Consider the following 25,195-nt stretch of genomic DNA (forward strand, 5'->3'; position numbering starts at 1 on the left):
CCAGACCGCCACCGGGCTGCGCGTCCTGATCGCCTTCACCATCCTCTGCGGGATCATCTACCCGCTGGTGGTGTACGGGGTCGGGCACATCCCGGGGCTGGCAGCAGGCGCCGAGGGCTCGATCATCTACGACGCCAACGGCACCCCGGTGGGGTCGTCGTTGATCGGGATCGACCCGGTCCCGACCGATGCGGCCGCCGACCCGTACTTCCACGCGCGGCCCTCGGCCTCGTCGGACGGCCCGCTGGGTCCGGGCGACACCACCACCTCCGGTGGCTCGAACAAGAGCGGGTTCAACCAGGACCTGCTCGACACGATCAACCAGCGCCGCGCGCTCATCGCCCAGCGGGAGGGCGTCGACCCGGCGCTCGTCCCGCCCGACGCGGTGACCGCGTCCGCGTCCGGGCTGGACCCGGACATCAGCCCGGCCTACGCCGAGCTGCAGGTCGCGCGCGTGGCCCGGGTCACCGGGTTGTCGCAGGACGAGGTCCGCAACCTCGTCTCCGAGGCCAGCTCCGGACGGATCCTCGGCTTCCTCGGGGAGCCGACGGTCAACGTCACCGAGCTGAACCTCGCGGTGCAGGGGGCCCGGCACTGACCGCAGCGTCCGCTCCCCGTGCGCGGGGGTCGTCGCCACGGCGGCGCCGGCCCCCGCGGGCCTGGGCCTCAGTCCGGCTCGGGCGACGGGGCGCTCAACCGCACCTCCTCGGCGTCGAGGCGGGTCTGCAAGCGGCGCAGCACGATGTCGTCGATCTTCCGTGCGTCGCGCAGCCGCACGACCGCGGCGCGCTTCACCGTGATCAGGGCCGCACGCAGGCGCTGGTCGTCCGCGTGCTCGCCGCGTTCGGCCGCGAGGGCGGGGTCGTCGGTGGGCATCAGGGGGTTGGCCAGCACGTGCAGGTGCTCCTCGTAGTCGGCCCGTACCCGGTCCACGACGGCGGGCCCGATGCCCAGCCGTTCGGCCGTGGCCGGGAGGGCGGACAGCCCGGCCTCGGTGGAGATCCGCTCGGCGAGGGCCTGTTCGTCGGCGATGCCGTCGTCGGGCAGCCGGGCCCAGCGGAGCACCGCCGGCAGGGTCAGGCCCTGGACGAGCAGGGTCACCAGGATGACTCCGAAGGTGATCAGCACGACCAGGTCGCGGCCGGGGACGTCGTGCGGGATGGCGAGCGCCGCTGCCAGCGAGACGCCGCCGCGGAACCCCGCCCACGCCATCGGCTGCCGCTGCCGGAAACCCACCCGGCGCAGCCGCTGCTGCGGGCGGCGGTCGAGCGCACGGATGATGTACGGGGTGGTGTTGATCCAGAGCACCCGGGTGCCGATCACCACGGCCGAGATCAGCAGGGCCTGCATCGCCGCGCCCGCCATGGACGTCGACTGCAGCCCTTCCACGGCACCGCGCAGCTGGAGCCCGACCAGCACGAACAGGGTGCCGTTCAGCACGAACGTGGTGACGCGCCAGAACGCCTCGGTGAGGAGGCGGGTCCTCGCGCCGATCACCCGCGGTCCGACCTGGCTCAGCGTCAGCCCGCACACCACCACGGCCAGCACGCCGGACGCATGGATCTCCTCGGCGAGCAGGAACGCGACGAACGGGGTGAGCAGGCTGACCGCGGCCTCCCGGATCGGGTCACGCGCCAGCTTGCGGGCCTGTACGGCGAGCCAGGCCACCAGCAGCCCGGCTGCGGCGCCCCCGATGTAGGAGAGCGCGAACGCCCCGATCGCCGACGCCCAGCTGAACGTCTGCTCTCCGACGGCCACGGAGAGCGCGAGCGCGAAGACCACGAGCGCGGTGCCGTCGTTGATGAGGCTCTCGGCCCGCATGGTGGTGAGGGTGCGCCGCGGCATGCGGCCCGCCACGGCCGCCACGGCGGTGGCGTCGGTGGGAGCCACCACCGCGCCGAGCACCCAGGCGATCGGCCAGCTCAGCCCGAGCGCGTGCCCGACCACCGCCACCACGGCCGCGGTGGCCAGCACCAGCCCCACCGCGGACAGCACGACCACCCGGAGGTTCTGGCGGATCTCACGCAGGGAGGTGGTGAGCGACTCCCAGTAGAGCAGCGCCGGCAGGAACACCAGCAGCACCAGCTCGGGCGCCGGCGGCACGTCGGACGTCCAGGGGAGGAAGGCCAGCGGTACGCCGCCGAGCAGCAGCACGATCGGCGACGCGATCCGCAGCCACGACGCCAGCCGGCTGAGCGCGATGACAGCGCAGCCGATCACGACCAGCACCTGCAACACGTGTGGGTCCTGCACGGGTTCCGTCCCTCCACCCGGTGTCGCGGCCCAGCCCGCAGGCTCTCCCCCGCACGGCCGCATGTTGTCGCTGCAGGTCCCAGCGTTTCGTCTGTCTTCGGTGTTCCACGGCCACCGAGGGCAGAATCGATGCCGTGAGCAGGCGGGGAGAGTTGCGGATCTACCTCGGGGCCGCACCCGGAGTGGGGAAGACCTATGCCATGCTCGCGGAAGCCCGCCGCCGCCAGGAGCGTGGCACCGACGTCGTGGTCGGAATCGTCGAGACCCACGACCGGGCCAAGACGGCCGCGCTGCTGGAGGGTCTCGAGATCATCCCCCGCCGGCCCGTGGGCGGCCATCCCGGCCTCGACGAGCTCGACGTGGACGCCGTCGTCGCGCGCGATCCCCAGGTCGTGCTGCTCGACGAGCTCGCCCACACCAACGCGCCCGGCTCGCGCAACCGAAAACGCTGGCAGGACGTCGAGGCGCTGCTCTACGCGGGTATCGACGTCCTGACCACGGTGAACGTGCAGCACCTCGAGTCGCTCAACGACGTCGTGGAGCGCATCACCGGCGTGCACCAGCAGGAGACCGTGCCGGACGAGGTGGTGCGCCGGGCCGAGCAGATCGAGTTGGTCGACATCACGCCGGAAGCGCTGCGCAGGCGTATGGCGCACGGCAATGTCTACGGCGCCGAGAAGGTCGACGCGGCCCTGGCCAACTACTTCCAGCCGAGCAACCTCACCGCGTTGCGCGAGCTGGCCCTGCTCTGGGTGGCCGACGAGGTGGACGTGGCGCTGCAGCGGTACCGCAGCGAGAAGAAGATCAGCGATACCTGGGAGACCCGCGAACGCGTCGTCGTCGCCCTGACGGGTGACAAGGAGAGCGAGACGGTGTTGCGCCGCGCCGCAAGGATTGCCAAGCGTGCGGGCGCCGCCGATCTGTTGGCCGTGCATGTGCTGCGCGGTGATGGGCTCGCCGGACCTCCGGTGGGCGCGGTGTCGCGGCTGCGCACCCTCGCCGAGGACGTCGGCGCGAGCTTCCACACCGTGGTCGGCGGCGAGGACGTGCCCGCCGCCCTGCTCGACTTCGCCCGCGGGGCCAACGCCACCCAGCTCGTGGTCGGCACGTCCCGCCGGTCACGACTCGCGCGCGTGGTCGTGGAGGGGATCGGGGCCCGCGTGGTGCGCGATTCCGGCACGATCGACGTGCACATGGTCACCCATCAGCAGGCCGGTCGAGGGCTGCGGCTCCCGGTGCTGCACAGCGGGCTCCCGGCGATCCGCAAGGGGCTGGGCTGGGTGCTCGCGGCGGCCCTGCCGCTGGCGGCCACCGGCCTGGGCGTCGCCCTGCGGGGCGCGATCGGGATGTCCACCGACATCGTGCTGTACTTCCTCGCCACCGTCGTCGTCGCGATGGTGGGGGGCCTCGGCCCCGCCGTGGTGGCCGCGGTGGCCGGAGGCCTGCTGCTGAACTTCTTCCTGACCCCTCCGCTGTACTCCTTCACGATCGCGGAGGGGGAGAACCTCCTGGCGATCGCGGCGATGGTGGTGGTGGCGGTGCTCGTGGCGCTCGTCGTCGACCGGGCGGCGAGGCGCGCCCAGCAGGCGGCGCGTGCCCGTGCCGAAGGGGCCCTGCTGGCCTCGTTCGCCCGCACCGTGCTCACGCGCAGCGATCCGCTCCCGCGGCTGCTCGAGAAGGTGCGGGAGGCGTTCGGCCTGCACTCGGTCGCGCTGCTGGAGCGCGCCGGCGGGTCGGCGGTGGACGAGTGGACCTGCGTCACCTCGTCGGGGTCCCTGGGCTGCATGGCGCCCGAGGACGCCGACGTCGACGTGGAGATCGAGGACGACCTGCACATGGTCGGCACCGGCCGGTCCCTGGCGGCCGCGGACCGGCGGTTGCTGGAGGTGGTGGGCGGCCAGGCGCTGCTCGCGTTGCGCAGCCAGCGGGCCGCCGCGGAGGCCGACGCCTCGCGGGCCCGGGCTCATGCCACCGAGACCCGCAGCGCGTTGCTGTCGACCGTCGGTCACGACCTGCGCAGCCCGCTCACCTCGATCAAGGCTGCGGCCGGGAGCCTGCGCGATCCGAACCTCCAGCTGCCGGCGTCCGACCGCCAGGAGCTGACCGCCACCATCGAGGAGTCCGCCGACCGGTTGACCGCGCTCGTGGACAACCTGCTCGACTCCGCGCGGCTCGCCTCGGGCACGCTCACGCCGCTCCTGGCGCCGACCGGATACGGCGAGGTGGCGGGCCGGGCCCTGGTGGGGCTGCCGGACGCGGAGAAGGTCACGGTAGACATCGACGAGTCGCTCCCCGACGTCGTCGCGGACGCGGGCCTGCTGGAGCGCGTCGTCGCGAACGTCGTCGACAACGCCCTGCGCTACGCCGCCGACGCGCCGATCGTGCTGCGGGCCAGCGCGCACGCCGACCGCGTCGAGCTGCGGATCGTCGACTCCGGTCCGGGGGTGCCGCGCACCGAGCGGGAAGCGCTGTTCGCCCCGTTCCTGCGGCTCGGCGCCGCGTTGCCGAGCGACCGCGACGGAGCGACGGGCGTGGGTCTCGGGCTCTCGGTCGCCCGCGGGCTCACCGAGGCGATGGGTGGCACCCTGACCGCGGAGGACACACCCGGCGGCGGCCTCACCGTGGTCGTGGCGCTGCCTGCGTGGCAGAACGGAGCGGGTCGATGACCGAGCACCGCGTTCTCGTCGTCGACGACGACCTACAGATCCTGCGTGCGCTGCGGATCAACCTCGCGGCGCACGGCTACCACGTCCTCCTGGCCCCCGACGGTGCCGCGGCGCTGCGTGCCGCCGCCGACGGGCACCCCGACGTTGTCGTCCTCGACCTCGGACTGCCCGACATGGACGGCGTCGAGGTCATCGAGGGGCTGCGCGGCTGGAGCACCGTCCCGATCATCGTGCTGTCGGCCCGGACGGGAGCGCCGGAGACCATCCGTGCCCTCGACGCCGGGGCGGACGACTACGTCACGAAGCCGTTCGGGATGGCGGAGCTGCTGGCCCGGCTGCGTGCGGCCGTCCGCAGGGCCGCGGTGTCGTCCGTGGACGGGGAGCCGGTCGTCGACGCCGGCGACTTCCGTGTGGACCTCGCCGCCAAGAAGGTGGTGCGCGCCGACGGCACCGAGCTGCACCTGACACCCACGGAGTGGGGTGTGCTGGAGTTGCTGGTGCGCCACCGCGGCAAGCTCGTGGGGCAGCGTGAGCTGCTCCGGGCGGTCTGGGGACCCAACTACGGCACCGAGACCAACTACCTGCGCGTCTACCTGGCGCAGCTGCGCCGCAAGCTGGAACCGGAGCCCTCCCGGCCCAAGCACCTGATCACGGAGCCCGGGATGGGCTACCGGTTCGAGGTGTGACCGGGAGGGCAGGCGGGTCTGGTCAGCGACCGAAGTCCTGCACCCAGTACGAGCCGGAGATCCCCACCCCGATCGTCTTGAACGTGCAGTCCAGGATGTTGCGGCGGTGCCCGGCCGAGTCCATCCAGTCACCCACGACCTCGGCTGCGCTCCGCTGCCCGCGCGCGATGTTCTCGCCGCCGGGGGAGCGGTAGCCCGAGTCACGGATCCGGGCGTCGAACGTGCGGCCGTCCTCCGCGGTGTGGGAGAAGTAGCCCTCGGCCGCCATGTCCTCCGCGTGCTGCTGGGCGGCCTCGGTCAGCCGGGGATCGGACACCAGCGCCTTGCACCCGGCCGCCCTCCGGGCGGCGTTGGTGGCGGAGATGACGGCGTCGGCCGCGCGACCGGACTGAGCGACCTCGCGCTGGGGGACCGCGGCCGCGGGTGCGGCGGCGGGGGCAGGGGGCTGGGCGGCGGCCTGGGCCGCCTGGGCGGCTGCTTGGGTGGCTGCCTGACTGGCCGCCTGGCTGGCGACGTCGGCGGCTGCAGCGGCCGCCTGTGGGATGCCCAGCGCGACGACGGGGATCGAGAGCGCGGCGTCTTCGGGAACGGCGGCCGCCTGGAGGGCGACCGGTGAGTCCGCCGGCGCTACGGCGGGAACGGCGACGACTGCGATGCTGCCCACCAGGAGCGCACCGAGGGAGACGCCGAGGAGGAGGGGTCCGCCGCGATGGCCGAAGCTGAGCACGCGATTGCCACGCGGTGAGCTCGCATTCGGCCTGGCCGGTTCGGTCATGCGGCGTAAGTTAGGGAGGACCGTGGGAAAACGCAATGACCCAGTCATTCGGCTGAACTTGTGGGTAGCTGGGCGTGTCCAAGGTGTGGGATTCAGGTGGTGGACCCGCACCCGTGCGTTGGAGCTGGGCCTCGTCGGAGTAGCGAAAAACCTTCCGGACGGACGGGTCGTAGTAGTAGCCGAGGGCGAGCGGCAGGCGTGCGAACGGCTCCGCGACGCGATCCGCGCGGGGGAGTCGCCGGGGAGCGTGGCCGAGGTCGTCGAGCAGTGGTGCGACGCCCGCGGTGGCCTGCAGGGATTCCGCGAGGCCTGACGGTAATGTTTGTCAACCGCCACCAGCCTGGAGAACTCACCCGTGCATCTGAAGAGCCTGACGCTGAAGGGCTTCAAGTCCTTCGCCTCGGCCACGACGCTGCGCCTGGAACCAGGCATCACCTGCGTGGTCGGCCCCAACGGCTCGGGTAAGTCCAACGTCGTCGACGCGATCAGCTGGGTGCTCGGCGAGCAGGGGGCGAAGGCGCTGCGCGGCGGCAAGATGGAGGACGTCATCTTCGCCGGCACGTCCGGCCGGGCAGCGCTCGGCCGCGCCGAGGTGACGCTGACGATCGACAACTCCGACGGCGCCCTGCCGATCGACTACTCCGAGGTCTCGATCACCCGCCGCATGTTCCGCGACGGCGCGGGTGAGTACGAGATCAACGGCGCACACTGCCGGCTCCTCGACATCCAGGAGCTGCTGTCCGACTCCGGCATCGGCCGCGAGATGCACGTGATCGTCGGCCAGGGCCAGCTCGACTCGGTGCTCCAGTCGAAGCCCGAGGACCGGCGGGCCTACATCGAGGAGGCCGCGGGCGTCCTCAAGCACCGCAAGCGCAAGGAGAAGGCGCTCCGCAAGCTCGACGCGATGCAGGCCAACCTCACCCGGCTCACCGACCTCACCGCCGAGCTACGACGGCAACTCAAGCCGCTCGGCCGTCAGGCGGAGATCGCCCGGCGGGCGCAGGCCGTGCAGTCCGAGCTGCGGGACGCCCGGCTGCGCCTGGCCGCCGACGATCTCGTCACCCTGCGCGACGCGCTCGCGCGTGAGGAAGCAGACGAGTCGACGGCCAGGGCCCGCCGCGCCGAGGTCGAGGAGCAGCTGTCGGTCGCCCGCGTGGAGCAGGAACGGCTGGAGCTTGCTCTGGCGGAGGATGCCCCGCGGCTCGCCGCAGCACAGGACACCTGGTACCGGCTCTCCGCGCTGGCGGAGCGCCTCTCCGGCACCGTCCGGCTCGCCCAGGAACGCACCCGCCATCTCGCCGACCCGCAGGAGCGCACCCCGGGGCGCGACCCCGACGAGCTGGACGCCGAGGCCGACGCCGTCGCCGAACAGGAGGACGAGCTCGTCGAGGCCGTCGCGGAGGCCCGCAGGCGGCTGACGGACGTGCTGGAGGAACGCGCCGAGCACGAGAAGACCCTCGCCGCGGCCGAGCGGGCCCATCTCGCAGCCGTCCGCGCGCTCGCCGACCGCAAGGCCGGTATCGCCACGCTCGCCGGCCGGGCCGAGGCCCTGCGCAGCGGTGCCGCCGCCACCGCCGACGAGATCGAGCGGCTCTCCGAAGCCCTGTCCGAGGCCGAGGAACGCACCGAGACCGCAGCCGGTGAGCTGGAGCAGGCTCGCGACGAGCTGGGAGCCCTCGGCGACGACGACCCGGCCGACGGCTCGCTCTCCAGCTCGTTGCGCGAGCTGGAGCGCCGCTCCGCGGAGGCCGTCGAGGCCCACAAGGGCGCCCGCACGAGAGTGGCCGAGCTCGTGGCCCGGGAGCGCGACCTGGAACAGCAGCGCGCGCACTGGCGGGCGCGGGTCGATGCGCTGTCGGTGGGGCTCGCGCGCCGCGACGGGTCCGGCGCGCTCACCGACTCCGACGGCGTGCTCGGCGCGGTGTCCGGCCTCCTCACCGTGGAGCCGTGGGCGCGCGCCGCGGTGGCGGCGGCACTCGGCGACCTCGCCGACGCGCTGGCCGTGTCCTCGTCCGACGCCGCGGTGGACGCCCTGCGCCTGCTGCGTGCCCGCGACGCCGGCCGGGCGTCGCTCGTGGTGGGCTCCGCGGCGCAGAAGAGCGGCTCTCCCGACCTGGGGCAGGCGCCTGCCGGGCGCTGGGCCCACGAGCTCGTCTCCGCCGAGCCGGTGCTCGCCGGCGCCGTCGCGACGCTGCTGCACGGCGTCGTCGTGGTGGACGACCTCGACGCCGCCCGGGCCGCCGTCGACGCCCACCCGGAGCTCACCGCCGTCACCACCGAAGGTGACGTGCTCGGAAGTGCACGCGCATCCGGCGGATCCGGCACTGCATCGAGTGCGCTCGACGTCCAGGCCGCCGTGCAGGAGGCCGTCGAGCAGCGGGAGGCCGTGGAGGACGAACTGGCCGGCCTCCGTCCGGCTCTGGAGGGCGCGCGGGCGGAAGAGGCCGCCAGGCTCACCGACGTGGAGGCCGCTCAGCGGATGCAGACGGCGGCCGAACAGCGCCGTGCCGCCGCCTCGGCTCAGCTCGGGCGCTACGAGCAGGCCGTGCGGTCGGCCACGGCGGAGGCGCAGCGGTTACGCGAGCGACGTGACGCCGTCGAGGCCCGGCGCTCCGACGCGCTGCTCGCACTGGAGGCGGCCGAGCAGCAGCTCGCGGTGGCCGAGGACGAGCCGGTCGACGACGAGCCCGACACCGAGATTCGCGACGCCGCCGCCGAGTCGCTCGCCGCCGCGCGCGCCGAGGAGGTGGAGGCCCGGCTCACCCTGCGCACCGTCGAGGAGCGTGCGCGGGCCATCGCCGGGCGCGCCGAGTCGCTGCGCCGGCAGGCGTCGTCGGAGCGGCAGGCCAGGGCCAGGGCGGCGGCGGCGCGGGAGGCACGGCACCGCGCTGGCCAGATCGCCGCCCTCGTCGTCAGCGCGGGCGAGACCGCCTCCGAACGGATCGCCGTGTCGCTGTCCGCGGCCGCCACCGAGCGGGACGCCGCCGCGGCCGCCCGCGACTCCCGCGAGCGCGCATTGGGTGAGGCCAGGGCCACCACGCAGCGCCTCACCGCGCTGATGGAGAAGCTCACCGACGCCGTGCACCGCGACGAGGTGCTGCGCGCGCAGTCCCGCCTGCGGCTGGAGCAGCTCACCGAGAAGGTGCTCGCCGACCACGGCCTCGCCGTCGAGGATCTCGTGGCCGAGTACGGCCCGGATACGCCGGTGCCCGCGTCGGCCGCGGAGATGGCCGAGTACGAGGCGGCGAAGGAGCGCGGCGAGGATGTCGTGGCGCCGCCGCCGATGCCCTACGACCGCGCCACCCAGGAGCGGCGGGCGCAGCGGGCGGAGAAGGACCTGAGCCTCCTCGGCAAGGTCAACCCGCTCGCGCTGGAGGAGTTCGCGGCGCTCGAGGAGCGCTACCGGTTCCTCTCCACCCAGCTGGAAGACCTCAAGAACACCCGGCGCGACCTGCTCACCGTCGTCCGCGAGGTGGACGACAAGATCCTCGAGGTCTTCACCACCGCCTACACCGACGTGGCCCGCGAGTTCGAGATCGTGTTCGCCACGCTGTTCCCCGGCGGCGACGGCCGCCTCGTTCTCACCGACCCGAACGACATGCTCACCACGGGCATCGAGGTGGAGGCGCGGCCGCCGGGCAAGAAGGTCAAGCGGCTGTCCCTGCTGTCCGGCGGCGAGCGGTCCCTCACGGCGATGGCGCTGCTCGTGGCGATCTTCCGGGCGCGCCCCTCCCCGTTCTACGTGCTCGACGAGATCGAGGCCGCGCTCGACGACGTGAACCTGCGCCGGCTCATCTCCCTCATGGAGGAGTTGCGGGAGACGAGCCAGCTCATCGTCATCACGCACCAGAAGCCGACGATGGAGGTCGCCGACGCGCTCTACGGCGTCTCCATGCGGGGTGACGGGATCACCACGGTGATCAGCCAGCGTCTCCGCGCGGTGAGCTGACGGTTCATTCGGCAGGCCCTTCCCCGTTCGGGCACAGCACGTTGATCGCGGCTTCGACGAGCCGCCTGCGGTCCGCGGCGGGAATCTGGGTGTCGCTCGCGATGATCTCCGCGGCGTCGGTCACGCTCACCTTTCCCAAGTTGACGCCTCTGCAGGTATCCCATCCGAACTGGACCGCGGCACCTTCGGGTATCCCCGGAGCAACCTGCCGCAGGTACTCGAGGTACGTGGCCTGTCTCTCGCCCAGAATCAGGGGCGCAGCCGGCATGGCCGGCGACGACGCCGCCGGCTCAGCGGCCGGGGCGACCGCGTCGGGCTGGGTGGCGACGACGGCGACCGCCACGACAGCGACGACCCCCACGACCACGGCGGCTCGGCTGAACCCGGCGCGGACGTTCATCGGCCGGCTCGACGCGCGTGGTGGACGGCGCGCAGGCGGATGGTCGTCGTGGAGCTGAACGGCCCGGATAGCGGGATGGAGAGCAGAGGCATGTCGGGTCCTCAGGTCGTCGAAGACGGCCCGAAGACCGCCGGTACGGATGCCGGGCCCAGGAGGCGGAGCCATCCGGCGCGCGCGATCAGGGGAGCGAGCAGCGTCGGCGGCTGCGTTCCGGCCGGCCCAGTACGACATCGGGCCGTCCCAGCCGTTCGTTTCATGCGCCTCCACGCGGTGAGCTGACGGTTCGGTCCGCCACCACGTTCCGCTCGACGAAGCCGGCCACCGCGGAGGCGAACCCCTCGGGCTCCTCGATGTGCACGAAGTGCCCGCTGTGCTCGAACGTCACGAGCTGCGAGCCGGGGATCGTCTCGTGCAGCTCGTGGGCCCATCTCGGGCCACAGATGAAGTCCCACTGCCCGACGAGCACGAGGGTGGGAGTGCGAAGCGTCGCGAGCGCCTCGTGGTGCTGCCACGGACCCTCGTCGGAGGTGACCGCCCACGCCCGCAGCTCCGCGCGCAGAGTGGCGAATGCTTCGGTCACGCGGGAGTCGGCGAAGTAGGCGGGGAGCAGTCCGCGCATCGAGCGCGTGTACTCCTCGTCGGTTCCCGTGGCGAGGGCCTTCCAGGTCGCCATCGCCTCGTGCGCCTCCGGCCGGTCCGGGAAGCGTGCGAAGAACTCCTCCATCTGTCGCCCGGCCTCCGCCATGAGTTCAGGACCGGCCGCGGGTGCGGTGTCGTAGAGGACCAGGCCGGCGAGCCGGTCTGGACGCGTGATCGCGTACCGCTGGGCGACGAAGCCACCGTGCGAGTGGCCCAGCAGATGTACCTGTGGCACGTCGAGATGGTCGATCAGCGCATCGACGAACGAGACGTAGCGGTCGAGCGAGTAGCCGTCGGGGTGTGTGGGGAGACGCCCCGACCCGCCGGTGCCGACCGGCTCGACGTACACGCAGGTCAGGTCCTTTTCGAGGTGCGGAGCGCGCAGGTACTCCCACGCGGCGCCCGGACCCCCGGGGTGGAGCACGCACACCGGGCCGCTGCCGGCCACGTGGTAGCGCATGGCGACGCCGTCCCGCTCGATCGTGTGGGTGCCCTCGGTGAGAGCGGGTGTCATGGACACCGGGTGTTCCTCCTGATGTGGTCGGGTCGGTAGGGCGGGGGGCACCCCCTCGAATGCCCCCTCCACCACTAGGCGCGAGATCTCGTCTCGCGGGCCGCGAGATCCCGGCAGGCTGCATCGCGAGAATGGGGCGGTGGATCAGGACCGCTCGCTCGTCGGACGAGAAGGCGCGCTTGCCACCGCGGACACAGCGCTCGTCGAGGCCATCGGCGGAGCCGGGCAGCTGCTGCTGGTGTCCGGGGAGCCGGGGATCGGTAAGTCGGCAGTGCTGGCCGAGATCGCGCGGAGGGCCACCGCGCGCGGAGCGCGCGTGCTACGGAGCGTCTGCTGGGACGGTGAGGTGTCGCCGCCGTACTGGCCCTGGACGCAGGTGTTGCGCGCGGTGGATCGGGAGGAGGTGCAACTGGGACCGGCCGCCCGGCTCCTCGACGCCGCGGCCGGCTGGTCCCCCGACGGCCCGGCCCCGGCACTGCAGTTCGAGATGTTCGACGCGGTCGCCCGCGTGCTGGCCGCCCTCAGCACCCGTACGCCCGTGGTCGTGGTGCTCGACGACCTCCAGTGGGCGGACGACCGGTCACTGGGGTTGCTGTCCTTCCTCCGGGCCCAGCTCGCGGCCGAGCGGGTGCTGCTGCTCGGTGCGTACCGCGACACGGAGGTCGTGGCGCTGCCCGGCCTCGGCGCCGCGCCGGTGCTGCGGCTCGACGGGCTCGACGTCGAGGCCGCGGCCGCGCTCGTCCGGCGTGCGGGCGGGCCGCAGGAGCCCGTCGAGCGGGCAGCGGAGATCCGGCGCCGGTGCGGGGGCAACCCGTTCTTCATGCGGGAGATGTGCCGGCTCAGGGCGGGCGACGGGATCCCCGACGGAGTTCGTGACGTGCTGCGGCAGCGGCTCGGACAGCTCTCGGAAGCGTGCACGGCGATGCTCACGACCGTGTCGGTGGCGGGTAAGAGCGTCGAGCTCGAGGTGCTGGCGCGGGCGTCCGGGTGCGCGGTCGAGGAGATCTCCGGGCTGATCGACGAGGCGGTGACCGCCCGAGTCCTCGTGGCCGACGGACCGGGGCTCGCCTTCGTCCACGATCTCTACCGGGAGGCGCTGCTCGCCGACTGTCCCTCCACGCGGCTGGCAGCACTCCACACCGCGGTGGGCTCCGCGCTGCGGGAGTCGAGCCCGCAGCTGCCCACGGGTGATCGGCTCTCCCGGCTGGCGGCCCACTTCGTCGCGGCCGGGCGGGCCGAACTGGCGGACGAGGCCGTGCAGTACTCGGAGCTCGCGGCGCGGGAGGCCACGGCCCGGCTCGGGCACGAGGACGCGTGCCGGCACTACGAGGAGGCCCTGCAGGTGATCGCCTCCTTCCACCCGCCTGTGGCGACGGCCCGCCGGGCGAACCTGCTCGCGGAGCTCGGCGCGGCTCGGGCCCGCATCGGGCGCACCGATAGTGCGCGCAGCGCCTTCGACGACGCCGTCCGCCTCGGGCGGGCCGAGGGGGAGTGGGAGGTGGTCACCCGGGCCGCGCAGGGGCTCTACGGCCTGGGTGGGCGCGACCCGGTGGAGTACGTCATGACGATCGCGCTGCTGGAGGAGGCCGTCGATGCGCTGGCCGCGTGGACCGGTGGCAACCGGGCGCTGCGCAGCAGCGCGTTCGCGACCCTCGCCCGCGCTCGGCGGCACGCTGAGTCGCGGCGGGTGGACCCGCGGGCGGTCGCGGCGGCGACGCGGGCCGTCGAGCTGGCGGCCGACCCGCAGTCGCGCGCGGAAGCCCTGCTCGCGCTGCATGACGTGCACTGGGTGCCGGGCCGCGCGTCGGAGCGGCTGCCGGTGCTCGACGACATGCTGGGAGCGGCCACCCGGGCGGGTGACCGGGAGCTCGTCGCGGTGGCGCACCAGCTGCGGGCCACCGCACTCATCGAGCTCGGTCACCCCGACGGCCGGCTGGAGCTCGAGCGCTACGTGCACCTCGCCGCGGCACTCGGTCACGCACGAGGCCGGTTCGGCGCGCTGACCCGGCGGGCGGCCCTGGCCGAGATCGCCGGGCGGGTCGAGGAGGCCGTGGAGCTGTCGGCCGAGGCGTTGGCGCTGGGATCGGCGATCGGAGAACCGGACGCGCTCGGCTGCTTCACCACCCTGCGGGCATCGCTCATGTCGATCGGCGGCCCCGAGGTCGTGGTCGATGCGGCACCGCCCGAGGACGACCCGACGTGGCCCGTCTTCCCACTCCTGTGGGCACTCGCGCCCGCGTTGAACGGCCGCGACGCCGAGGCGGCCGTGCTCCTCGGCGACTTCGCCGTGCAGGACGTCCTGCAGAAGTACGACCTGGAGGTCGTCGCCGTCGCCGCCACCGTCTTCGCGGCCGTCGGCACCGACGCGCAGCGGACCTGGACCTACGAGCTGCTGACGCAGTTCACCGGCGCCCACGTCGTCGTCGGCGGATGCGCGGCCTACAACGGGCCGGTCGACCACCTGCTCGGGGTGCTGGCGGCCGCGCTCGGCCGCCGGTGCGCGGCGGCGGCCCACCTGACGGCCGCGGTGGCGCAGTGCGACCGGCTGGGTGCCGCGGCATGGTCGCGGCGCAGCAGCGAGGCACTCACCCGCCTGCAAGCGGGCTCGGCCGAGCCGGTCGTGGAACGCGACGGAGGCACCTGGCGCCTGGCGTACCGGGGCCGGGTGGAGCACCTGCCCGACGTCAAGGGCCTGCGCGACCTCGCCGTTCTCATCGCGGCGCCGGGACAGGACGTGCACGTGTTCACGCTGCTGGGGCGTGATGTCCCGGCGACGGGTTCGGACCCCGTGCTCGACGACCGGGCGAAGGCCCGCTACCGCTCCCGGCTCGGCGAGCTCGACGGCGAGATCGACGAGGCGATCGAGTTCCACGACATGCACCGGGCCGAGCGGCTGCAGGCCGAACGCGAGGCACTCGTGGCGGAGCTGACCGCCGCCGCGGGGCTCGGCGGGCGGGACCGGCGGCTCGGGGACGAGACGGAACGCGCGCGCAAGACCGTGGGTGCGCGGATCCGCGACGCGCTGCGGCGCGTCGACTCGGTGGATCCGGAGCTCGCCGCGCACCTGCGCAGCACGGTCAGCATCGGCACGGTCTGCCGCTACGCACCGGCCTCCGGGGAATGACCACGCGCCGGCGTCCGCGTCTTCCAGGTGTTCATCCGGTGACGGAGGGGTGGGCACGGGGTGCTCGCCGCCCGTGCCGCTGCTTCGCATGACAGGCTTGACTTGTGAGTACCGAGACCCTGTGGATCATCGTCGCGGTCGCGGTGGTGATTCTGCTCGTCGCCGTCGCGCTGGGGCTGGTGCTCCGGCAGCGACGCCGGATCAGCCTGCGCGAGCCCGGGGAGGTCGAGGGCGGCACGAGTCCCGGCACCGCCCCGCCGAAACGTGGTACCTACCGGGCGGAGAGCGGGTTCAACTTCACCGCGGGCACCGACACCGTCGCGCGGCCGCCCACTCCTGCCGCTCCTCCCGAGCTCGACCGCATCCCGACGGCCACCGCACCGCCTGCCGAGCGCGCGCCACAGGCGGACAGCGCGCCGCCCGCTGAGTCGGCTCCGGCCCGGGAAGCCACACCACCGGTGAACGCGGCGCCGGTCGCGCCGCCTGCCGAGTCGGCGCCGCCGGTCGATGCCGCTCCGGCGGCTCCGCCTGCCGAGTCGGCCCCGGCGCGGGAGTCCGCTCCACCCGTTGACGCCGCCCCGCCTGCCGAGCGCGCTCCGGCCCCTGAATCCGCACCTCCCGCGCCCCCAGCCGACTCCGCCCCGGCGCGCGAGTCCGTTCCGCCGGTGGATGCGGCACCGGTCGCGCCTCCTGTGGAACAGGCTCCGCCGGTGGATGCGGCACCGGTCGCGCCTCCTGCGGAGCAGGCTCCGCCGGTGGACGCCGCACCTTCTGCCCCGCCCGCTGAGCGCGCTCCGGCCCGCGAGTCCGCGCCGCCCGCGGAGACCGCACCCACGGCGCCCGCCGCCCCCACCGCGCCGCCCGCCACCAACGGCGTCGCTCCGACGGCGCCCGCCGCCCCGACCGCGCCCGCGGCTCCGACGGACATCGCCCCCGCCGAGGGTCGCCTCGAGCGGCTCCGCGGCCGCCTCGCCCGGTCGCGCTCCGGCTTCGGGCAGGGCCTGCTGGGGCTCCTCGGCGCAGGCGAGCTCGACGAGGAGTCCTGGGAGGACGTCGAGGCCACGCTGCTGCAGGCCGACCTCGGCCCCGAGATGACGTCCGAGCTGGTGGACACGCTGCGCACCGAGCTGGCCCGGCGCGCCGTCCGCACACCGGACCAGGCGCGGCAGCTGCTGCGCGAGGTGCTCACCGAGGCGCTGCGAACCGATCTCGACCGCTCGCTGCGCGCGCTCCCGCACGACGGCAGGCCGGCTGTGCTGCTGGTCGTCGGGGTCAACGGCACCGGCAAGACCACCACGACCGGGAAGCTCGCCAGGGTGCTGGTGTCAGGCGGGCGCCACGTGGTGCTCGGCGCGGCCGACACCTTCCGCGCCGCCGCGGCCGAACAGCTCGGCACCTGGGGCGAGCGGGCGGGGGCCACGGTCGTGCGTGGCCCCGAGGGCGCCGACCCGGCCAGCGTCGCCTTCGACGCGGTCAAGCAGGGCGCCGACGAGGGCGCCGACGCCGTGCTGCTCGACACCGCGGGCCGGTTGCACACCAAGACCGGCCTGATGGACGAGCTGGGCAAGGTCAAGCGGGTGGTCTCCCGGCAGGCCGCCGTGGACGAGGTGCTGCTCGTCCTCGACGCCACCACCGGCCAGAACGGCCTCACACAGGCCCGTGTCTTCGGCGACGTCGTGGACGTCACCGGCATCGTCCTCACCAAGCTCGACGGCACCGCGAAGGGCGGCATCGTCTTCCGGGTGCAGCGGGAGCTGGGTGTGCCGGTGAAGCTCGTCGGGCTCGGGGAGGGGCCGGATGACCTGGCTCCCTTCGAGCCGGCGGCATTTGTCGACGCACTCTTGGCCTGAGTGTCCAGCCGTGTAATGCGGATGTAACTCCACGGGTCGGCGCGTTCACCGCGGCGAAACAGCGGCGGACGGCGAATGAAACATGCCGATCGGATAGTTCCCGGAACCTGCCGCTCCACACGCCATCTCCCGGCAAGCGGCGATGACGGGAAAGGAGTTGACGTGCCCGATACCGGCGATACCGCCTGGATGCTGGCCAGCTCGGCGCTGGTACTGCTGATGACACCCGGTCTGGCGCTGTTCTACGGCGGCATGGTGCGGTCGAAGAGCGTGCTCAACATGATGATGATGAGCATCTCCTCGCTCGGACTGGTCGGCGTGCTCTGGGTGCTCTACGGCTATTCCGTCGCGTTCGGCAACGACGTGGGCGGTGGCCTGCTGGGCAATCCGGCGGAGTTCGCCGGTCTGCAGGGACTCTTCGGTGGCACCTATCTCGCAACCGAAGGTGGTCCACCGGTCGACATTCCGCTGGTCGGCACCATCCCCGCCACGGTCTTCGTCGCGTTCCAGGCGATGTTCGCGATCATCACGGTCGCCCTGATCTCCGGTGCGGTGGCCGACCGCCTGCGGTTCGGCCCGTGGCTGCTCTTCGCCGGGCTGTGGGCCACCATCGTCTACTTCCCGGTGGCGCACTGGGTCTTCGCCTTCAACGGCGTCACCGCCGAGAACGGCGGCTGGATCGCCAACAACCTCAAGGCCATCGACTTCGCGGGTGGCACGGCGGTGCACATCAACGCCGGTGCGGCAGCGCTCGCCCTCGTGCTGGTGCTCGGCAAGCGCCGCGGCTGGCCGCGTGAGCCCATGCGCCCGCACAACCTCACGATGGTGATGCTCGGTGCCGGCCTGCTGTGGTTCGGCTGGTTCGGCTTCAACGCCGGTTCGGCCGTGGCCTCCAACGGCGTCGCGGGCATCACGTTCGTCAACACGCTCGTCGCCACCTCGGCCGCGATGCTGGCCTGGCTGCTGACCGAGCGCATCCGTGACGGCAAGCCCACCAGCCTCGGTGCGGCGTCCGGCCTGGTCGCCGGCCTCGTCGCGATCACCCCGTCGTGTTCGTCGGTGTCGCCGCTGGGTGCCATCGCGGTCGGTGCGATCGCCGGTGTCCTGTGTGCCCTCGCCGTGGGCCTCAAGTTCCGCTTCGGCTTCGACGACTCCCTCGACGTGGTCGGTGTCCACCTCGTCGGCGGCCTCGTCGGCACGCTGCTGGTCGGCTTCTTCGCCACCTCCAGCGCGCCGGCAGCGGTCGACGGGCTGTTCTACGGCGGCGGTGTCGACCAGCTGTGGCGCCAAGCCGTCGGTGCCGTCGCGGTGCTGCTGTTCTCCTTCATCGTGAGCCTGATCCTCGCGCTGATCGTCAAGGCGACGATGGGCCTGCGGGTCAGCCCCGAGGAGGAGGTCACGGGCATCGACGAGATCGAGCACGCCGAGACGGGCTACGACTTCTCCACTCTCCACGGCGTCGGTGGCCTCGGGACGTCTCGGCCGTCCCCAACCACCAATGCGGCCGCGGAGCACGTTCGCGCAACCGCAGGCAAGGAGAGCTGAGCGATGAAGCTGGTGACGGCGATCGTCAAGCCGTTCGTCCTGGAGGACGTCAAGGGCGCGCTGGAGCAGATCGGCGTGCTGGGCATGACGGTCAGCGAGGTGCAGGGGTACGGGCGGCAGAAGGGCCACACCGAGGTCTACCGCGGCGCCGAGTACTCCGTGGACTTCGTACCGAAGGTCCGGGTGGAGGTCGTCGCGGACGACACCCTCGCCGACAAGGTCGTGGACGCCGTGGTCGAGGCGGCCCGTACGGGCAAGATCGGCGACGGCAAGGTATGGGTCACTCCTGTTGAGAGCGTGGTGCGGGTCCGCACCGGTGAACGCGGTACCGACGCCATCTGACCTGCACTTCTGTTCGTCGGTTCCGAGGGCCCGCTGCACAGCATGATCGTGCGGCGGGCCCCGCCGCGTTCTTCTCGCACTGTCTTGTTCGTCACCGATCGGAGGATCGCGATGATGCTCGTGACCGCCATCATCAAGCCGTTCACGCTGGAGAACGTCCGGGCCGGGCTCGATCGTCTGGACGTCGCCGGACTGACCGTCAGCCAGTCCTCCGGGTACGGACGACAACGGGGCCATACCGAGATCTACCGCGGCGGGGACTACCACGTCGAGCTCGTGCCCAAGCTTCGCGTGGAGGTCGTGGTCGACGACGGCTCCGTGGAGAAGGTGATCGCAGCGGTGTCGGGCGCCGCCCGCACCGGCAAGATCGGTGACGGCAAGCTGTGGGTCACGCCGATCGACACCGTCGTGCTGGTCGGCACCGGAGCGCGGGGTGCCGACGCGCTGTGAGTGCGGTGACTGTGTCGTCGGGGGACGCAGAGGACCTGGTCAGGGCGAAGGCCGTGCTCCTCGAGTCGGGCGTGGGCAAGCGCAGGCTCGGGCCCGAGGCGCTGCGAACGGCGCTGGTGGATCTGCACGACTTCTGGCTGACATCACGGGCGGCGGCCATCGGGCTGACCGACCGCGCGGCGCTGGTGGCGGTCGGCGCGTTGGGACGCCGCGAGCTGGCCCCGTGGTCGGACCTCGACCTCGTGCTGCTGCACGACGGTCGCAAGGACGTGGAGCGGCTGGCCGAGCAGCTGTGGTACCCGCTGTGGGACGCCGGGATCGGCCTCGACCATTCGGTGCGCACCCCCGGCCAGGCCGTCCAGGTCGCCACCCTCGACCTGCGTGCCGCGCTCGGCCTGCTGGAGGCCCGGCACATCGCCGGGGACGCCACGCTCTCCGACAAGGTGCGCGCGGCGGTGCGGCAGGCGTGGAGGGCCGGCATCCGCGGACGGTTCGACGAGCTCGCCGACACGGCCCAGGAGCGCTGGCGCAAGGTCGGCGACGTCGCGCACCGGGTGGAGCCGGACCTGAAGAACGGCCACGGCGGCCTCCGCGACATCCAGCTCCTCGACGCACTCGCGGCCGCTCAGCTCGTCGACCGGCCGTCGGGAGACGTGCTGGAGGCCCGCAGGCTGCTGCTCGACGTCCGCACCGAGCTGCACCGCCTCGCCGGGCGCGCCCGTGACGTACTGAGGGCGCAGGACGCCGACGAGGTGGCGGCTGCACTGGAGATCGCCGATCGGTTCGAGCTTGCACGTGCTCTGTCCGGAGCGGCGCGGTCGGTGGCGTTCGCCACCGAGGTGGGGCTGCGGTCGGCCCGCAACGCGCTGCCCCGGCGGGGATTGGCCGCGCTGCGGCGCCCGCCCGTGCGGCGTCCGCTGGACAGCGGTGTCGTCGAGCACGGCGGCGAGGTTGTGCTCGCCCGCGACGCGGCGGCTCCCCGCGATCCCGCGCTGGTGCTGCGGGTGGCGGCCACCGCGGCCCGCACCGGGCTGCCGATCGCCGCAGGCACGCTGCACCGGCTCGCCGACACCGCTCCCGAGCTGCGAGAGCCGTGGCCGCGCGCGGCGCTGAGCGAGCTGCTGTCGCTGCTCGGCACGGGCCGCCCGCTCGTGGACGTCGTGGAGTCGCTCGACCGCACGGGACTGTGGGGGCGGCTCTTCCCCGAGTGGGGCGCCGTGCGCGACCTGCCACCACGCGACCGTGCGCACCTGTGGACCGTCGACCGGCACCTCGTCGAGACGTGTGCGCAGGCCGCCCGGCTGACCACCCGCGTCTCGCGTCCGGACCTGCTGCTCGTCGGTGCCCTCGTGCACGACATCGGCAAGGGCCGCACGGGCGACCACTCCGTGGTCGGCGAGTCGCTGGCCCTGCAGGTGGGGCGGCGGCTCGGGTTCTCCGACGCCGACGTGACGGTGTTGGGCCAGGTGGTGCGCCACCATCTGCTGTTGCCGCACACGGCCACGCGCCGCGATCTGGACGACCCGGCGACGATCAGGCGCGTCGTCGAGACCCTGGGCGGCAGTGGCCTCGTGCTCGACATCCTCGAGAACCTCGCCGAGGCCGATGCGCTCGCCACCGGACCGGGGGTCTGGAGTCCGTGGAAGCGGATGCTGATCCAGGATCTCGTGCACCGGTGCCGCGCGTTGCTGGCCGGCGAGCCGCTGCCCGCTCCTGCCACAGCCAGTGCGGCTGCCGCGGAGCTCGTGGCCACCGTCGCCCTCGACCGGAAGCCGCAGATCCGGCTCGACGACCGGACCGACCCCGCCACCGTGATGGTCGCGGTCCCGGACCGGCCGGGCGCACTGGCCGCCGCGGCCGGGGTGCTGGCGCTGCACTCGCTGGAGGTGCACGCAGCCGAGCTGCCGACCGCCGAGCAGGCGGCGGTCTTCACCTTCACCGTCTCCCCGCGCTTCGGCGGCCTCCCCGATCCGGCATTGCTGCGATCGGACCTGGTGCGAGTGCTCGACGGCAGCCTCATGCTGTCCGACGCACTCGCCCGCAAGGAGCGGGACTACGCCCCGATCAGTCCGAGCGGCGAGCCACCCGCACCGCCGCGGGTACTGTGGTTCGACGACGAGGCGACCGGTGCGGTGGTGCTGGAACTGCGGGGCACCGACCGGATCGGGCTGCTGCACCGAGTGGCGGCCGCGTTGGAGGAGTGCGGGGCCGACCTGCGATGGGCTCGCGTCGCGACGTTGGGCGCATCGGTCGTCGACTCGTTCTGCGTCGCCGGTGCCGGTGGCGCCGGGGGAGCGCTGAACAAGGCGGAGCGGCGCCGCATCGAACGAGCGGTGCTCGCGGCAGCGGCGTAGCGATCAGCCGATTAATTCGTGACTATTGGAACGAATCACCCGTAACGGGCGTTGTCTGATCGTGACGAGAGCGAGCTCCGCCGTGTCCGCCGACGTCCTGGCCGCGCCGACAGCCCCGACGGGCCGCTCGGCGGTGCGCCTCGCCCTACCCGGTCGCACGCTGCTGCTCGTGGCGGGCATACCCGGAGCGGGGAAGTCCACCCTGCTCGACGGCCTACCGGACGAGCCGGGCCTCGTCGTTCTCGACTCCGAGGCGCAACGGGCGGCGCTGCGGCGCGTCATGGGCGTGCTGCCCTACGCGTGGTACCGGCCGCTGGTGCACCTGCTGCACCGCCTCGCCGTGCTGATCGCCGCGCTCTCGGGCGCGCCCACGGTGGTCGTGCACCTACCCGCCACCGACCGCGGCACCCGCGCGGTCGTCGCCCGGCTCGCCGCGGCCACCGGGCGCAGCGCACACCTGCTCTGGATGCACGTCGACCCGGCCGACGCGCGGCGGGGCCAGTGCGAGCGCGGCCGGTTGGTGCCGGAGCGTTCCTTCGCCGGGCACGCACAGCGCGCCACCGCCACCACCTCCGAACTTCTCGCGGGCGTGCCGGCGGGCTGGTCGAGCGTCACCGTGCTCGACCGTGCCGCGGCACTCGATGGTCTTCGGCTGGACACCGATCCGGTCGAGGGGAGCTGACCCCGGGTGCCGGGCCGGGGCGAGCCGGTCCGGCACCCGGGGTCATGCGCCCAGCGAAGGAGACGGCTTTCTGCCGGACGTCGAGTTCATCGAGATCTGGCCTTCGACAGCTCGACGGCACAGCAGATCCTGACGATGGCCACCCGGGAGGCCATCGGCTCCACACGATGGGCGCCGTCGCAGCGGGACGGCACCCATGGACGTCAGGTCGTCAGCGCGTGCCGCACCGACGTCCACCCGGCCAGAGCCGCCCGGACGTCCGCACGGGTCTCCTCGCGCAGGGCCTGCTCATGGGCCTGCTGGAGGACGTCGTCGATCAGCACCCGCCCGCCGCCGTCGGCCGAGCGCACCGCCGCCTCCACCATGGCGAGGCTCGGCACGTTCTCGTGCACCTCGCCCATGGGTGTTGCGCCCGTGCGGAGGGCGTCGACGAACACCTGAAGTGCCCCGGCGATACCGGAGTACGGGGCGGGCGTGCGTGTCACGGGTTGCACGTCGGCATCGAGCACCGGCTCGGTGTCGCCGTCCCAGCGCGCGGAGCCCTTCTCGCCGCTGACCCGCCACACGCCGTTCCACGACGTCTCCGCGCCGGGGCTGCACCAGCTGCCGACGTAGATGTAGCGGACGCCGCCCTCCATCTCGAACACCGCCGTGGCGGCGGCAGCGCCTGCGTACCAGCTCCACGGCGGGTTGTACGCCTCGCAGTAGGCCGCGACCGGCTCGGCGCCGAGGACGAACCGGGCCGAGTCGAACGGATGGATCGCCATGTCGAGGAGCAGCGGGTGATCCATCTCCTCCCGGAACCCGCCGAAGTGGGGGGCCCGGAAGAACTCGGTGGTGAGCGTGCCGATCGCACCGAGGTCGCCCGCCATCGCCTGCAGGGCGAACAGCTGCGGGTTCCACCGCCGCGACTGGCTCACCATGAACAGCTCACCCGTCACCTCCGCGGCCGCGGCCAGAGACAGCGCCTGCGCCAGCGTGGCCGCCACGGGCTTCTCGCCGAGCACGGCCAGGCCGGCGAACAGCGCCGCGGTGGTGACCGGGTGGTGCGCCTCCGGCACCGTGGCGTCGACCACGGCGTCCGCGCCCACCGCCGTGGCGAGGGCCACCGCATCGGCGCCCACGGGGAGATCCGGGTGCCCCGCTTCGGCAACGGCCGACCGTGCGGCCCCCACGTCGATGTCGGCGACCCCTGCCAGCTCGACGTCGGGCGCGAGGATGATGGTCGAGAGCCAGGCGCGGCCCATGCTCCCCGCGCCGGCCAGCACCACCCGGACCGGCTCGCCGCCGGCGATCGTGCGGTGGGTCATTCGATCGGCCCGCTGTAGGCCGCGCCGGTGAAGAACTCGCCTGTCTCGTAGCGCAGCAGCTCCGGGTGCGCCCGTTCGGGCCGGTCCGTGCGGGCCCACTGCACGCCGTTGGCGATCACACGGCGGACGTCTCGGTGGTGGTAGGTCGGGAAGTCCTGGTCGCCGGGGCGGAAGTAGAAGATCTTCCCGTGGCCACGACGGAACGTGCAGCCGCTGCGGAACACCTCGCCACCGCTGAACGAGCTGACGAACACGAGCTCGTCGGGCGCGGGGATGTCGAAGAACTCCCCGTACATCTCGTCCTCGTCGATGATCAGCGGATGCGGCACGCCCCGGGCGATCGGGTGCGTCGGGTCGACCGTCCAGATCAGCTCGCGGTCGTGTTCGCTGCGCCACCGCAGCGTGCAGCTCGTTCCCATCAGCTTGACGAAGATCTTCGACCAGTGCCCGGAGTGCAGCACCACGAGGCCCATCCCGGAGAGGACGTGGCGGTGCACGCGCTCCACCACCTCGTCGGACACCTCGGAGTGGGCGGCGTGGCCCCACCAGGTGAGCACGTCGGTGGCCGTGAGGACCTCCTCGGTGAGGCCGTGCTCCGGGTCGTCGAGGGTGGCGGTGCGCACGACGCAGCCGTCGCGCAGGTTCTCACGAATGCCTTCGGCGATCGTCGTGTGCATGCCCTGCGGGTAGATCTTCGCGACGTGCTCCTCGATCTGCTCGTGGCGGTTCTCCCCCCACACGGTCACGCGGATGGGGGCGGAGGACGGGTCGGTCACAGCCGGTTCTGCCTTTCGTCGTCGAGCTCGTTGCGGGTCATTTGACGGCGCCGCTGTTCACGCCGGCGGCGACGAAGCGCTGCGCCACCACCAGCAGCACCACGGCGGGCAGGGAGGCGAGGACCGCGGTGGCCATCACCGCGCTCCAGTCGTTCACGAAGCTCCCGATGTACTGGTAGAGCCCGAGCGTCACGGGCCGGACGTCCTCGGTGGTGGTGAGGGTGAGGGCGAAGAGGAAGTCGCTCCAGGTGAACAGGAACGTGAAGAGCGCGGCCGTGATCAGGGCGTTGCGGCTCATCGGCAGCACGATCGAGACGAACGCGCGGATCTGACCTGCGCCGTCCACGCGGGCGGCTTCGATCACCTCGGCCGGGATGCTGCCGAGGAACGCCCGCATGATCAGGATCGCGAACGGGATGCCCTGGGTGGAGTCCGCGAGGATCAGCCCTGGGATCGAGTTGAGCAGCCCGAGGTCGTTGTAGGCGCTGTAGAGGGCGTTCGCCACGACGATCCCCGGGATCATCTGGCTGATCAGGATCGCGAACAGCACCACTCCCGCACCGCGCACCCGGAAGTGCGCGAGCGCGTACGCCGCGGGCGTGGCGATCAGCAGGCTGAACACCACGCTCCCCAGTGCCACCACCAGGCTGGTCGCGAGGTGGCCGCCCTGGTCGCGCACGGCGGCGGCGTACCCGTCGAGGCTCACGTGGAGCGGGAACCACGGGGTGCTGACCGCGGAGCCGCTGGGCTGCAGCGAGACGTTGACCATCCAGTAGACGGGGAACAGCATCACGGCGAGGATCAGCACCCCGACCAGCGTGCTCCCCCAGGAGCGCCGGACGGGCCGGCGCGTGGCCGAGCGAGTGAGCACTGACATCAC

Annotated in this window: 19 protein-coding genes; 12 read left to right on the forward strand and 7 right to left on the reverse strand. The window is 72.9% G+C overall.

The genetic code is table 11. The features are described from left to right. The coding region (locus MMF94_RS26875) for a potassium-transporting ATPase subunit C (protein WP_241039988.1) at window positions 1–598 on the forward strand (598 nt) is incomplete at its 5' end. Between the two features lie 68 nt (window positions 599–666). Here MMF94_RS26875 and MMF94_RS26880 read toward each other — a convergent pair. Then, window positions 667–2,253 carry a Na+/H+ antiporter gene (locus MMF94_RS26880; protein WP_241039989.1) on the reverse strand — a complete coding sequence of 529 codons (1,587 nt, stop codon included), beginning with the start codon at window positions 2,251–2,253 and terminating at the stop codon, window positions 667–669. Between the two features lie 134 nt (window positions 2,254–2,387). Between MMF94_RS26880 and MMF94_RS26885 the strand changes: the two genes are divergently transcribed. Both MMF94_RS26885 and MMF94_RS26890 read left to right on the forward strand, forming a co-directional pair. Continuing rightward, a complete protein-coding gene (locus tag MMF94_RS26885) occupies window positions 2,388–4,919 on the forward strand; it encodes a sensor histidine kinase (RefSeq protein ID WP_277398832.1) in 2,532 nt (843 codons plus the stop codon). Next, window positions 4,916–5,605 carry a response regulator gene (locus MMF94_RS26890; protein ID WP_241039990.1) on the forward strand — a complete coding sequence of 230 codons (690 nt, stop codon included), beginning with the start codon at window positions 4,916–4,918 and terminating at the stop codon, window positions 5,603–5,605. The genes MMF94_RS26885 and MMF94_RS26890 overlap by 4 nt, the downstream gene beginning before the upstream one ends. Before the next feature lie 22 nt (window positions 5,606–5,627). Here the strand turns inward: MMF94_RS26890 and MMF94_RS26895 are convergent, their stop codons facing one another. Further along, a complete protein-coding gene (locus MMF94_RS26895; RefSeq protein ID WP_241039991.1) occupies window positions 5,628–6,380 on the reverse strand; it encodes a CAP domain-containing protein in 753 nt (250 codons plus the stop codon). Between MMF94_RS26895 and MMF94_RS26900 the strand changes: the two genes are divergently transcribed. Next, window positions 6,379–6,693, forward strand: coding sequence for an acylphosphatase (locus MMF94_RS26900; protein ID WP_241039992.1), 315 nt, complete (start codon window positions 6,379–6,381; stop codon window positions 6,691–6,693). The genes MMF94_RS26895 and MMF94_RS26900 overlap by 2 nt on opposite strands. A gap of 42 nt (window positions 6,694–6,735) precedes the next feature. Beyond that, entirely contained in the window at window positions 6,736–10,329 is a 3,594-nt protein-coding gene (gene smc / locus MMF94_RS26905; protein ID WP_241039993.1) for a chromosome segregation protein SMC, read from the forward strand. 4 nt (window positions 10,330–10,333) lie between these two features. Here smc and MMF94_RS26910 read toward each other — a convergent pair whose 3' ends face one another. Both MMF94_RS26910 and MMF94_RS26915 read right to left on the reverse strand, forming a co-directional pair. Beyond that, window positions 10,334–10,729, reverse strand: a complete 396-nt coding sequence (locus tag MMF94_RS26910) for a DUF732 domain-containing protein (protein WP_241039994.1) — start codon at window positions 10,727–10,729, stop codon at window positions 10,334–10,336. 253 nt (window positions 10,730–10,982) lie between these two features. Then, window positions 10,983–11,882, reverse strand: a complete 900-nt coding sequence (locus MMF94_RS26915) for an alpha/beta fold hydrolase (protein ID WP_241040158.1) — start codon at window positions 11,880–11,882, stop codon at window positions 10,983–10,985. 139 nt (window positions 11,883–12,021) lie between these two features. Here MMF94_RS26915 and MMF94_RS26920 point away from each other — a divergent pair, with 139 nt between their 5' ends. The 7 genes from MMF94_RS26920 (at window position 12,022) to MMF94_RS26950 (ending at window position 22,229) form a co-directional block, all read left to right on the forward strand. After that, on the forward strand, window positions 12,022–15,006 hold the full coding sequence (locus tag MMF94_RS26920; protein ID WP_241039995.1) for an ATP-binding protein: 2,985 nt from the start codon (window positions 12,022–12,024) through the stop codon (window positions 15,004–15,006). 104 nt (window positions 15,007–15,110) lie between these two features. Next, window positions 15,111–16,856, forward strand: coding sequence for a signal recognition particle-docking protein FtsY (gene ftsY, locus MMF94_RS26925; protein ID WP_241039996.1), 1,746 nt, complete (start codon window positions 15,111–15,113; stop codon window positions 16,854–16,856). A 189-nt stretch (window positions 16,857–17,045) separates the two neighbouring features. Further along, window positions 17,046–18,401, forward strand: a complete 1,356-nt coding sequence (locus MMF94_RS26930) for an ammonium transporter (RefSeq protein WP_241040159.1) — start codon at window positions 17,046–17,048, stop codon at window positions 18,399–18,401. Window positions 18,402–18,404: 3 nt separating this feature from the next. After that, complete coding sequence (locus MMF94_RS26935; RefSeq protein ID WP_241039997.1) at window positions 18,405–18,743, forward strand: P-II family nitrogen regulator; 339 nt, start codon at window positions 18,405–18,407, stop codon at window positions 18,741–18,743. 111 nt (window positions 18,744–18,854) lie between these two features. Then, window positions 18,855–19,193 (forward strand): P-II family nitrogen regulator, encoded by a 339-nt coding sequence (locus tag MMF94_RS26940; RefSeq protein ID WP_241039998.1) that lies wholly within the window; start codon window positions 18,855–18,857, stop codon window positions 19,191–19,193. After that, window positions 19,190–21,547, forward strand: a complete 2,358-nt coding sequence (locus MMF94_RS26945; protein WP_241039999.1) for a [protein-PII] uridylyltransferase — start codon at window positions 19,190–19,192, stop codon at window positions 21,545–21,547. Before MMF94_RS26940 ends, MMF94_RS26945 begins: the two co-directional genes overlap by 4 nt. Before the next feature lie 61 nt (window positions 21,548–21,608). Further along, complete coding sequence (locus tag MMF94_RS26950; protein ID WP_241040000.1) at window positions 21,609–22,229, forward strand: AAA family ATPase; 621 nt, start codon at window positions 21,609–21,611, stop codon at window positions 22,227–22,229. A gap of 203 nt (window positions 22,230–22,432) precedes the next feature. On the opposite strand, the gene MMF94_RS26955 is transcribed toward MMF94_RS26950, so the two are convergent. The 3 genes from MMF94_RS26955 to MMF94_RS26965 are packed head-to-tail and all read right to left on the reverse strand — an operon-like array spanning window position 22,433 to window position 25,192. Next, a complete protein-coding gene (locus tag MMF94_RS26955; protein ID WP_241040001.1) occupies window positions 22,433–23,539 on the reverse strand; it encodes a Gfo/Idh/MocA family protein in 1,107 nt (368 codons plus the stop codon). After that, complete coding sequence (locus tag MMF94_RS26960) at window positions 23,536–24,315, reverse strand: ThuA domain-containing protein (RefSeq protein WP_241040002.1); 780 nt, start codon at window positions 24,313–24,315, stop codon at window positions 23,536–23,538. Before MMF94_RS26960 ends, MMF94_RS26955 begins: the two co-directional genes overlap by 4 nt. A gap of 37 nt (window positions 24,316–24,352) precedes the next feature. After that, complete coding sequence (locus tag MMF94_RS26965; protein ID WP_241040003.1) at window positions 24,353–25,192, reverse strand: carbohydrate ABC transporter permease; 840 nt, start codon at window positions 25,190–25,192, stop codon at window positions 24,353–24,355. Window positions 25,193–25,195: the final 3 nt, after the last annotated feature.

The organism is Pseudonocardia alaniniphila, from assembly GCF_022524485.1.
GTDB classification, from domain to species: Bacteria; Actinomycetota; Actinomycetes; order Mycobacteriales; family Pseudonocardiaceae; genus Pseudonocardia; species Pseudonocardia alaniniphila.